Here is an 11,367-nt window from a genome sequence, read left to right as displayed (position 1 = left end):
TCTTCGATATACTGAACCGAACCCTTTTCGGGGCAACCGGGGGCCACCATGCCCTTTGCGCGTTCGCCCCAACCTGCGTGGAATTGCTCACCGTGAAACCGCGAGCCGGACTGATTCTCGAACTCTTCGTCAACCTGGTGCTGCCCTGGGTTGCCTACCGGGCCGCGCAGCCATATTTCGGCGAAACCGGCGCGCTGTACGCGTCGGCGATCCCGCCGATCATCTGGTCGATCGTCGAATTCATCCGCTCGCGCCGCGTCGACGCGGTAGCGGCCATCGTGCTGCTCGGCATCGCGCTGTCGATCCTCGGGATGGCGCTCGGCGGCAGCCCGCGCACGCTGCTGATGCGCGAATCGCTCGCGTCGGGCACGATCGGCGTCGTGTTCCTGCTGTCGCTGTTCCGCGAACGCCCGCTGATCTTCTATCTCGCCCGCGCCACCGTGGCCCGCGAGATGGATGGCGGCGCCGCGCATTTCGAAGCCGTCTGGAACGAACAACCGGGGCTGCGGCAGATGCTCCGGCGGATGACCTTCGTCTGGGGCGCGTTCATGACGCTGGAAATGCTGCTGCGCCTCTGGATGGTCGTGACCTGGCCGGTCGAACGCGTGCTGGTCGTGTCGCCGGTCATGGGCTACACCGTGTTCGGCTGTCTGCTGCTCTGGACGTTCTGGTACCGGCGGCGGATGCGCGAGCGCAACAGCGTCCACATCCCGGGTCGCGACGGCGTCACCGAAACCGCCGGCCGCTGACTGCCGACAGCCGCCGGCCGGTATGGCAACGCGGCTGCTGTATGATGCGCGGCGTCTCGTCCGACGAATGCCGCCCTTGTCATGTCCCTTTCGCTCCTTCCGTCCGCCACGATCTGGCTCGCCCTGTTCGCGGCCGCCGCGTTCGCGTGGCATCGCCCGCAGCATGGCCTGAGCGTCGGCCTCGCCGCGCTCGGCTATGCGTGCGCGTTGGCGTTCGGCAAGCTCGCGCCGCTCACGCTGGCGCCGCTCGCGTTGCTGGCCGCGGCCGCCTGGGGCGTGATGCCCGAGCGCCCGCGCGCGGTGCGCATCGCCGCACACGTCGTCTTTGCGGCGGTCGCGATCGCGCTCAGCCTGCACCTGATTCCCGGCTTCCACAATCCGCGCGTGATCGGCCCGACGCGCTTCACGCCGGATGCCGTGCCGTTCACGATGTACCTGAATCTGGACAAGCCGCTCATCGGCCTGTGGCTGGTGTGGGCACTGCCGTGGGTCGCCCCCGACATCCCGCTGTTGCGCGCCCTGCGCACCGGCGCGGTGGCCGCTGTCGCAACGGCCGCCGCGTGCCTGGCCGGCGCGCTCGCGTTCGGCATGGTCGGCTGGGCGCCCAAGTGGCCGCCGTCGGGCTGGCTGTGGCTCGTGAACAACCTGCTGCTCGTGACGCTCGCCGAGGAAGCGCTGTTCCGCGGCTACGTGCAGGGCGGGCTGACGCGCGTGCTACGCGCGTTCGCATGGGGGCCGTGGGCCGCGCTTGCGATCGGCGCGGTGCTGTTCGGCGCCGCGCATGCGGCCGGCGGCTGGCAATGGATCGTGCTCGGCACGGTGGCCGGCGTCGGCTACGGCCTCGCCTGGCGGCGCGGCGGACTGCTCGCGTCCGCGCTCGCGCACGCGGGGCTGAACCTCGTCCACTTCGGCCTGTTCACCTACCCGATGCTCGACGCCGCGCGCTGACGGCCGCGCGGCGCCGCCGCTCAGTTGAGCCCGGCGACCGCGTGCGGCACGTACGGGCGTTCGAGCGTGGCGATCTCGTCGTCGGTCAGCTTCAGTTCGAGCGCGGCCAGTGCGTCGTCCAGCTGCCGCGGCTTCGAAATGCCGACGATCGGCGCGGTGACCCCGCGCTTCTGCGCGACCCACGCGAGTGCGACCTGCGCACGCGGCACGTTGCGCGCGGCGGCGATCGTCGCAACGGCGTCGACGACCGCCTTGTCCGACTCCGCCGTCGCATCGTAGAGCCGCTGCCCGACCGCGTCGCTCTGCTGCCGCTCGGTCGACTCGTCCCAGTTGCGCGTCAGGCGGCCGCGCGCGAGCGGGCTCCACGGAATCACCGCGATCCCTTCGTCTTCGCACAGCGGCAGCATTTCCCGCTCTTCTTCCCGATACAGCAGGTTCAGGTGGTTCTGCATGCTGACGAAGCGGGCCCAGCCGTGCTGCTTCGACGTGTGCAGGGCCTTCGCGAACTGCCACGCGAACATCGACGACGCGCCGATATAGCGCGCCTTGCCGGCCTTCACGACGTCGTGCAGCGCCTCGAGCGTCTCCTCGAGCGGTGTGCCGTCGTCCCAGCGGTGAATCTGGTAGAGATCGACATAATCGGTGCCGAGCCGCTTCAGGCTCTGGTCGATGTCGGTCATGATCGCCTTGCGCGACAGCCCCGCGCCGTTCGGCCCCGGGCGCATCCGGTAGAACACCTTGGTTGCGATCACGATCTCGTCGCGTTTCGCGAAATCGCGCAGCGCGCGGCCGACGATCTCCTCCGACGTGCCGTCCGAATACATGTTCGCGGTATCGAAGAAGTTGATGCCGGCTTCGACCGCCCGCTGGATGATCGGGCGGCTCTCCGCTTCCGGCAGCGTCCACGGATGCGAGCCGCGTGACGGTTCGCCGAACGTCATGCAACCCAGCACCAGCTTGGACACTTCCAGCCCTGTCGATCCGAATTTCACGTATTCCATTGCACGCCTCGCCATTGAAGTTGAGCTGACGGCCGGATGCGCGCCGCGCATCCGCCGGACCGTCGCATGGTATCTCGGGTGGCGAAAAGGCGTGCGGCGTCGCCGCATCGTACGAAGGGGGTGGTCGTCAGCGCGAGGTCGTGCGGGGCACCGGCTGCGCAGCACGTGCGCAGCGGCGCCGGCCGCTTACTTTGCCTGGTCGGCGATCGGCTGCAGGAACGCGGAAAAACCGGTCAGCATGATCTGCACGCCGATGCACAGCAGCAGGAACGCCGACACGCGCTTCGCGACCTTGGTACCTTCGCTGCCGAGGTAGCGCGACAGCAGCGCGGAGCGGCTGTAGACCTGCCAGATCACGATCGCAACCAGCACGGAGACGGCGATCGACACGACGCTCGACAGCGCGAACTCCGACAGCTTGTGCGTGCGGTTCGCGTTCAGCGCGATCGCGGTCGCGATCGAGCCGGGGCCGACCGTCAGCGGCATGGTCAGCGGGAAGAACGCGCGCGTCATGATCGCGTTCGCGTCGATCGGCTTGACCGGCGTGTCGCCGCCGCCCGGCCCGTCGGGCTCGTTCAGCATCTGCCAGCCGGCCACTGCAACCGCGAAGCCGCCGCCGATCCGCAGCGCTTCCATCGAGATCCCGAAGAAATGCAGCACCGGCGTGCCGGCGAAGAACGCGACCATCAGCACGACGAACGCGTTGAATGCGACCTTCCTCGCGAGCAGATCGCGTTCTTGCTCGGTGAGCGCCTCGGTCCGTTCGAGAAACAGGAACGCGATGCCGATCGGGTTGATGATGCCGATCAGGCCGGTGAAGCCGAACAGGATCTCGGAGATAAGGCGGTTGACGATCATCGGATGAAGAATCGGTCGGGGCTGGGCCGGCAGCGCGCCGGAGGTCACGCATTGTAGAGCAAGCGCCCGAGCCCGAGCCGCAAAATTCGGCCGTGCCCGCCGTGCCGCCGATCGTCGCCGTTTCCCCTTGGTTTCTCCTTACTCGGCGCCCGCCTCCCAGGCCGGCGGCCGCTTCGCGAAGAACGCGGTGAAGCCCTCCTTCGCTTCCGGCGTCGCACGCACGCGGGAGATCGTCTGCGCGGTGAATGCCGCGCGCTCGTCCGACGGCGGATACTCGCCGATCGCGTCGAAGAAGCGCTTGATCTCCATCAGCGCGTTCGGGCCGTTGCGGCCGAGTTCGGCGAGCGTCTTGTCGAGTGCTTCGTCGAGCGAATCGAGCGGCACGGCCTGGTGGATCAGGCCGATCGCGACCGCTTCGCCCGCGGCGAGCTGGGTCGCCGTCAGCGCGAGCCGGCGCGCCTGGCGCTGGCCGACCGCCTCGACCAGATACGGGCCGATCACGGCCGGCAGGATCCCGAAGCGTGCCTCGCTGACCGAGAAGCGCGCGTGATCGCTCGCGATCACGATGTCGCACGCCGCGCACAGGCCAACGCCGCCGCCGAACGCATGGCCCTGCACGCGCGCCACCGTCGGCTTCGGGCATTGCCGGATCGCGCGCATCATCGCGGCGAACCGCTCCGCATCGCGCAGGTTCGCCGCCGCATCGTTCGTGCTCGCGCGCTGCATCCACTGCAGGTCGGCACCCGCGCAGAACGCGCGGCCGTCCGAACGCAGCACGATCGCGCGCACGTCGTCGCGCCGGCCGAGCGTGGTGAACGCGTCGGTCAGTTCGGCGATCATCGTCTCGTCGAACGCGTTGAGCACGTCGCCACGCTGCAGCGCGACGGTTGCGATGCCGCGCGCATCGACCGCGACGGCCAGGGTCTTCAATCCATCCATCGAACAGGTTTCCTCGGGTTGAACGGCAAACAGGGGAATCAGGCGGCCTGGCGGCGGTCGATCACGCGCCGGGCCTTGCCGGTCGCGGTCGCGGGAATGCCGCCCGCCGCCAGCACCGTCACGCCGGACGACACGCCGACCATCGTCTTGATCCGGTGCTGCAGCTCACGCGCGAGCGCCGCGCGATCGCTGTCGGTGACGGACGCGGCCGCTTCGGAACGCAGTTCGACCGCGAGGTCGAGCCGGTCCATGTGACCGTCGCGCGACAGCGTGATCTGGAACTGGCCCGACAACTGCTGCAGCGCGACGACGATCTCCTCGATCTGGCTCGGGAACACGTTCACGCCGCGCACGATCAGCATGTCGTCGGAGCGGCCCGTGATCTTCGCGAGACGGCGCATCGCGCGCGCGGTCGGCGGCAGCAGCGCGGTGAGGTCGCGCGTGCGGTAGCGGATCACCGGCATCGCTTCCTTCGTCAGCGACGTGAACACCAGCTCGCCCTGGCTGCCGTCGGGCAGCACTTCGCCCGTGACGGGGTCGATGATCTCCGGGTAGAAATGGTCTTCCCAGATCACCGGGCCGTCCTTCGTCTCGACGCATTCGCACGCGACGCCCGGGCCCATCACTTCCGACAGCCCGTAGATATCGAGCGCGTCGATGCCCACGCGCGTCTCGACTTCCTCGCGCAGCGCCTGCGTCCACGGCTCGGCGCCGAAGATGCCGATCTTCAGCGACGACTTGGCCGGGTCCATCCCCTGCCGCACCATCTCGTCGATCAGGTTCAGCATGTACGACGGCGTGACGAGGATGATCTTCGGCTCGAAATCGCGGATCAGCTGCACCTGCTTCTCGGTCTGGCCGCCCGACATCGGCACGACCATGCAGCCGAGCCGTTCCGCGCCGTAGTGAATCCCGAGGCCGCCCGTGAAGAGCCCATAGCCGAACGCGTTGTGCAGCGTGTCGCCGGGGCGGCCGCCGGCCGCGCGGATCGAGCGCGCGGTCACGTTCGCCCAGGTATCGATGTCGCGCGCGGTGTAGCCGACCACCGTCGGCTTGCCCGTCGTGCCGCTCGACGCGTGCACGCGCACGACCTGCTCGCGCGGCACCGCGAACAGCCCGAACGGATAGTTGTCGCGCAAGTCGTTCTTGGTCGAGAACGGGAATTTCGCGAGATCGGCGAGCGACTTCAGGTCGTCCGGATGCACGCCCGCCGCATCGAACGTGCGGCGATAGTGCGGGACGTTGTCGTACGCGTGGCGCAGCGACCACTTGAGGCGCTCGAGCTGCAGTGCCTGCAGTTCGTCACGGCTGGCGGTCTCGATCGGCTCAAGGGCGGCGGCGGGATGCGTCGGGTGAATCATCGGGGTGCTCCTCCAATGGAGTGATGTCGTTATCGTGTTCGAAGTAACAGGGGCGGCGGCTACGACCGGAACGTGCGGCCGGCCGCATGCAGCGCGGCGATGCGCGGCGACACGCGATAGCGGTCCTCGCCGTAGCTCGCCGCCAGGTTCGACAGCACGCGGTGCACGCGGCCGATGCCGATCGCATCGGCCCACGCGAGCGGGCCGCACGGGTAGTTCACGCCCTTCTCCATCGCAAGATCGAGATCGGCGGGCGAGCACACACCCTGATTCACCGTGTCGGCCGCCTCGTTCGCGAGCATCGCGACGGTGCGCATCGCGACCATGCCCGGCACGTCCGCGACGCCGACGACGCGAAAACCCGCCTGCTGGAACAGGCCGACCGCGTCCGCATACGCTGCATCGCTGCACTGGAGTGCACGCGTCAGCGCGACGAGCCCGGCCTGCGCGTAATCGCGCGCAAGGTCGACCAGCACGAGATCGGCCGCGCCCGTCTGCGCGGCGCGCGCGGTCGCGGTGCGGCCGTCGGTCAGCGCGATCGATGCGCGGCCGGCCGTCGCGAGCAGGTCGTCGGCATGTGCGCCGGCCTGCCGGGCACCCGGAATGCGTTCGGTGAAGCGCGCTTGCAGCGCGGCGGCCGGGCCGTCCTGCGCAAACAGCGCGACGTCGTCCGGCGCGTCGCACGGTGCTTCGAGATCGGGCGCGGGCGGCGTCGCGCCGTCCGCATACGAATAGAAGCCACGCCCCGACTTGCGCCCGAGGAAGCCCGCGTTCACGAGTTCCTGCTGGATCAGCGACGGCGTGTAGCGCGGATCGTTGAAGTACGCGCGGAACACCGATTCGGTCACCGCGAAGTTCACATCGTGGCCGATCAGGTCCATCAGCTCGAACGGCCCCATCCGGAAGCCGCCCGCCTCGCGCATCACCGCATCGATCGATGCCGGCGCGCCGCCCTGCTCGTTCAGCACGCGCAGCGCCTCCGCGTAATACGGCCGCGCGACGCGGTTCACGATGAAGCCCGGCGTCGATTTCGCCATCACGGGCTGCTTGCCCCACGCGGCGGCGGTCGCAACCAGCACCTGCGCGACCTCGGGCGCGGTCGCGAGCCCGCTGACCACCTCGACGAGCGCCATCAGCGGCGCCGGGTTGAAGAAATGCAGGCCGGCGACGCGCTGCGGCACGCGCAGCCCGGCCGCGATCGACGTGATCGAGATCGACGACGTGTTGGTCGCCAGCAGGCACGCGTCGTCGACATGGCGCTCGAGCGTCGCGAAGATCTCGCGCTTCACGTCGAGCCGCTCGGCCGCCGCCTCGACGATCAGCGCGGCGCCCGCGAAATCGGCCAGTTCGCGCACGGCGCGAATCCGCGCGCCGGCCGCATCGGCCTGGGCCGGTTCGAGCCGGCCTTTCTCCGCGAGCCGCGCGAACTGCGCGCGGATACCGGCCAGCGCCTTGTCGCAGGCGGCTTCGTTCAGGTCGTACAGCAGCACCGTATGGCCGGCCGCCGCCGCGACCTGCGCAATGCCCGCGCCCATCGCGCCGGCGCCGATCACGCCGACGACGGCCGACGGCGCCAGCGCGCCCGAGTTCACCGAATGTGCAGAAGAAACAGCCATCGCTTGCGATCCGTCATGAAGTGGAGGTGCGGGCTATTATAAACCGACCGGTCGGTAGATTTATGTCAGGGCGAGCCCGAATTTGTCGTGCAAGAAACCGTTACGGAAACTGCAAAGACAAAAAAATTGAAAGGTAGGGGCACTTTTTGTAAACCGAAAGGTCAATGAAAGCGTTCGAATATGAGATAGTGACCCCCGAACGCCTGATAAAATTCGACAAACAGCCGGATTTCAGGGGGAACCCGCGTGTCACGCCGCCACCGCCGTCCATCGCCGGCCGCCCTTCCGGGGTCGGAACCGAGCCTCCGGCCCGCGCGTCGTCACACGTGCTCGCCTCGCCGCTCGCGGCCAGCCGCATCGAACCGTTTCATCCAGCGACGGGCTCCGGCCCGCCCGCGCCCCTCGCCGCCTCACGGCGGCGAACCCAGGGCAGCACCATTGCGTGCCGCCACCCTTCGGTTTCAACATCCTCGTTCGGCGGATAGTACGGCCGGGCTTCGTCAACCCGTGACGGCGCGTCGCGCGCCGCCACTCGCATAAGGAAACCCTCCATGCCGCTCTCGTCCAACCAGCTCCCGCGCTGGACCCTCGTGGCCCCGCTTGCCGCATGGCTGGTCCTCGCGCTGTCGCGCGCCGTACCGGCCGAAGGCCTCGTCATCGCGGTGTTCGCCGCCGCACTCGCCGGCGCCGTGTTCGCCGCCGTCCACCACGCCGAAGTCGTCGCGCACCGCGTCGGCGAGCCGTTCGGCACGCTGGTGCTCGCGGTCGCCGTAACCGTCATCGAAGTCGCGCTGATCGTGTCGGTGATGCTCGGCGCGGGCCCCGAGAAATCGGGCCTCGCACGCGACACCGTGTTCGCCGCCGTGATGATCATCTGCAACGGCATCGTCGGCATCTGCCTGCTGGTCGGCGCGTGGAAGCACGGCGAACAGGACTTCCAGGGCCGCGGCGCAAGTAAGGCGCTCGCGGTGCTGGCGTCCCTGTCGGTGCTGTCGCTCGTGATGCCGAACTACCTGAACGCCGCACCGGGCCCGTTCTTCTCGAAATCGCAGCTCGCGTTCGCCGGCGTGTCGTCGCTCGTGCTGTACGGCGCCTTCGTGTTCGTGCAGACCGTGCGCCATCGCGACTACTTCCTCGCCGCGCACGACAGCGCGAACGAGGCGGTTCACGCGGCGGCGCCGAGCAACCGCACTGCCGTGATCAGCATGGTGCTGCTGTTCGTGAGCCTCGTCGCGGTCGTGCTGCTCGCGAAGCTGCTGTCGCCGGCTGTCGAACATGCCGTGATGCAGCTCGGCGCGCCCGAAGCCGCTGTCGGTATCGTGATCGCCGCGCTCGTGCTGCTGCCGGAAGGGCTCGCGGCCGTCACCGCCGCGCGCGCGAACCGCCTGCAGACCAGCATGAACCTGGCGCTCGGTTCGGCGCTCGCGAGCATCGGGCTCACGATCCCGACCGTCGCGGCCGTGTTCATCTGGGTCGGCCAGCCGCTCACGCTCGGCATCGGCCCGATGGAAACCGTGCTGCTGGCGCTCACCCTGCTGGTCAGCACGCTGACGCTCAGCCAGGGGCGCACGACGGTGCTGCACGGTGTCGTGCACCTGTCGCTGTTCGCCGCGTACCTGTTCCTGTCGATCACTCACTGACGCAGAAAAGCACGCGGCCCGGCGGATCACCTCCGCCGGGCCGCGCGCAGTCTTTCACGTCCCTTCCCGCTTCATTCACTTCACGCTACCGCACCGGAATCACCAGATGCTGGCCCGCCAGAATCAGGTTCGGGTTGGCGAGGTTATTGCGGCGTTGAATCTCGCGATAGCGCTGGCCGCTGCCGAGCTTGCTCGCGGCGATCATGTTCAGCGTGTCGCCCGCCTTCACCACGTACGTATGTTCGCCCGACGCGGCCGCGGTCGTCACCGCCTGGTCGCTGACGAAATACTTGCGCAGCAGGTCGAGATACTGCGGCGACTGCTTGAGCTTCGCGATCGCGGCGTTCAGGTAGATCAGCAGATCCTGGTCGTCCGTGCGCACGCCGATCTTGTACGCGATGTTCGAGCCGTCGAGCTTCGTCACCGCGAACTTCAGGTCGGTGCCCTTGATCGAGCTGACCGCGAACGGATAGTCGTAGATGAACGCATCGACCGTATGGCCGTCGATGCTCTTCGCGATGAACGCCGGATCGGAATCGTCGACCTCGACAAACTTCACGTTCGGATACTGGCGCGTGACGAACGCGCGCACGTCCGGGTCGCCCTTCAGGATGCCGACCGTCTTGCCCGCGAGATCATCGGTCGAGCGGATCGCTGAGCCCTGCCGGACGATCAGCGAGTAGCCGAAATCGTCGACGTAGGGCACCGAATAGACGACGCCCGACGGCGTGTTGTCCGGGAACGTCAGCCCGTCCATCGCCACGTCGACCACATGATTCCCCTTCGCATCCGTATCGAGCAGCTGCTTCGGCACGCCCGGATACGTGTCGACCTCGTGACGCGTATCGACGACGACCGGCTTGCCGCCATGCGAGAACGACGGATCAGCGAACAGCAGCCGCGCGAATTCGACGTTGAAGCCGTGCGCCGTGCCCTTGTCCTCGCCGAAGAACGGTTCGCTCGGATTCTGCACGGAGACCCGCACGATGCCGTTTTCGGCAATCGATTTCAACGTGCTGGCCTGCGGGGTGAAGCCGGCCGGGAGCACGTTGGACGACGGCGATGTCTGCGTGGACTGGCCGGTGTCGCCACTTTGCGCGGACGTCGAGCCCGGGGCCGCGTCATGCGCGGGAATCAGCGACGACAGGCCGCCCTGATGCACGATCCATACGCCGACGAGCACGACCAGAAACGCGATGGCGCCAAGAAGTTTTTTCATGGTTGCGAGCCTGCAGGAAGTTATTGTTGTTGTTTCGACGGCAACTGCGCGGGATTAGCCGCATCGAGCCCGGGCGCGTGCGGGGCGTTCATCACCGCCTGCTGCTGTGCCTGCTTGACCTCGGGGTTATCCATCAGCGACGTCTCCATTTCGGAGAACGCCTTGTTGACCGAGCGCATCACCGAATCGACGGCCACGTCGGTCTTGATCTGCTCGAACGTGTCGGACGCCTGCCGGCCGGCGAGCTTGTTCATCTGCTGCGCCGCCTGCGACATGTCCCACATCGCCTTCGCGCGGTCGATCGCCGACGCGAAATTCTTCAGTTCGGCCTGCACCTGTTTGTAGCGCCCCTCGCGGAATGCGAGCAGCTGTTTCATCGTGTCGAGCTGCTGACGGAAGCGTGGCGCATCGTCCGGATACTGCTTCTCGAACAGCTCCGTCTTGCTCTCGAAGTTCTTCACCTCGGTGCGGAACGCGGTGATGCTGTCCGCAAATTTCTGGGCCGCCTGGCGCTTTTCCGCGAGCTGGTTGATCAACGTCTCGATCGGATTGGCCTGCGCCTCCGCGACGATCATCTTCACCTTCTGGTTCGCGAACTTCATCGCGACGACCGGCGCGAAATAGATCGCGCCGAGGCCGATCACGCCCGCCGTGACGAGCGCGATCACCCCCTTCAGGATGAACAGCGCGGCCGGTGCCGCGATCGCGACGCCGGCGATGATGATCGCCCACTTGATCAGCTTGACCTTGCCACTCCCCGAACTGCCGTTTGCTTCTTCATTCGAAAGCTGCGACATGAGTTTTTCTCCTTGAACCTCGAACCGAACTGCTTGCGTTTGCTTTTTCAAGCTCAATCGAAATGCTTCGGACTTCGGTACCGCCGGGCAGTCATGCAAGCCCGCGGTGCAATACAAGGATGGGCGCGACCGGCGTCACGACACGCCGGTGTAGGCGCCGTTCGGGATGCGGTGATCGGGGGTGGCGTGCGGCGGTGCGATGCGGCGCGCCGGACTGGCGCCGTTCATCGTCGCGGCTC

Annotated in this window: 10 protein-coding genes; 3 read left to right on the top strand and 7 right to left on the bottom strand. The window is 67.7% G+C overall.

All coding sequences use genetic code 11. From position 1 onward, the window contains the following. The first annotated feature begins 92 nt into the window (after positions 1-92). On the top strand, positions 93-749 hold the full coding sequence (locus tag BCO18175_RS16040) for a VC0807 family protein (protein WP_174982364.1): 657 nt from the start codon (positions 93-95) through the stop codon (positions 747-749). Positions 750-830: 81 nt separating this feature from the next. Then, positions 831-1,697 (top strand): CPBP family intramembrane glutamic endopeptidase, encoded by an 867-nt coding sequence (locus BCO18175_RS16035; RefSeq protein ID WP_174982362.1) that lies wholly within the window; start codon positions 831-833, stop codon positions 1,695-1,697. A 20-nt stretch (positions 1,698-1,717) separates the two neighbouring features. On the opposite strand, the gene BCO18175_RS16030 is transcribed toward BCO18175_RS16035, so the two are convergent. The 5 genes from BCO18175_RS16030 to BCO18175_RS16010 all read right to left on the bottom strand — a co-directional run bounded on the left by BCO18175_RS16030 (position 1,718) and on the right by BCO18175_RS16010 (position 7,472). Further along, on the bottom strand, positions 1,718-2,698 hold the full coding sequence (locus tag BCO18175_RS16030; protein ID WP_174969031.1) for an aldo/keto reductase: 981 nt from the start codon (positions 2,696-2,698) through the stop codon (positions 1,718-1,720). 186 nt (positions 2,699-2,884) lie between these two features. After that, positions 2,885-3,556, bottom strand: coding sequence for a MarC family protein (locus BCO18175_RS16025; protein WP_174982360.1), 672 nt, complete (start codon positions 3,554-3,556; stop codon positions 2,885-2,887). A gap of 138 nt (positions 3,557-3,694) precedes the next feature. Then, positions 3,695-4,495, bottom strand: coding sequence for an enoyl-CoA hydratase-related protein (locus tag BCO18175_RS16020; protein WP_174969030.1), 801 nt, complete (start codon positions 4,493-4,495; stop codon positions 3,695-3,697). A 38-nt stretch (positions 4,496-4,533) separates the two neighbouring features. Next, positions 4,534-5,856 (bottom strand): phenylacetate--CoA ligase PaaK, encoded by a 1,323-nt coding sequence (gene paaK, locus BCO18175_RS16015; RefSeq protein ID WP_174982358.1) that lies wholly within the window; start codon positions 5,854-5,856, stop codon positions 4,534-4,536. Positions 5,857-5,915: 59 nt separating this feature from the next. After that, positions 5,916-7,472 carry a 3-hydroxyacyl-CoA dehydrogenase gene (locus tag BCO18175_RS16010; RefSeq protein WP_174982356.1) on the bottom strand — a complete coding sequence of 519 codons (1,557 nt, stop codon included), beginning with the start codon at positions 7,470-7,472 and terminating at the stop codon, positions 5,916-5,918. A gap of 551 nt (positions 7,473-8,023) precedes the next feature. Here BCO18175_RS16010 and BCO18175_RS16005 point away from each other — a divergent pair. Beyond that, complete coding sequence (locus tag BCO18175_RS16005; protein ID WP_174918589.1) at positions 8,024-9,112, top strand: calcium:proton antiporter; 1,089 nt, start codon at positions 8,024-8,026, stop codon at positions 9,110-9,112. 85 nt (positions 9,113-9,197) lie between these two features. On the opposite strand, the gene BCO18175_RS16000 is transcribed toward BCO18175_RS16005, so the two are convergent. After that, the gene (locus BCO18175_RS16000) at positions 9,198-10,331 is read right to left on the bottom strand and encodes a transporter substrate-binding and LysM peptidoglycan-binding domain-containing protein (RefSeq protein WP_174982354.1); all 1,134 of its coding nucleotides are present in this window, start codon (positions 10,329-10,331) and stop codon (positions 9,198-9,200) included. A 20-nt stretch (positions 10,332-10,351) separates the two neighbouring features. Next, on the bottom strand, positions 10,352-11,128 hold the full coding sequence (locus tag BCO18175_RS15995; protein WP_174918587.1) for a hypothetical protein: 777 nt from the start codon (positions 11,126-11,128) through the stop codon (positions 10,352-10,354). Positions 11,129-11,367: the final 239 nt, after the last annotated feature.

Origin of the sequence: Burkholderia lata (assembly GCF_902499335.1) — a bacterium.
GTDB classification, from domain to species: Bacteria; Pseudomonadota; Gammaproteobacteria; order Burkholderiales; family Burkholderiaceae; genus Burkholderia; species Burkholderia lata_B.
The sequence above is the reverse complement of the archived record's forward strand: the minus strand, read 5'-3'. Positions and strand labels throughout refer to the sequence as shown.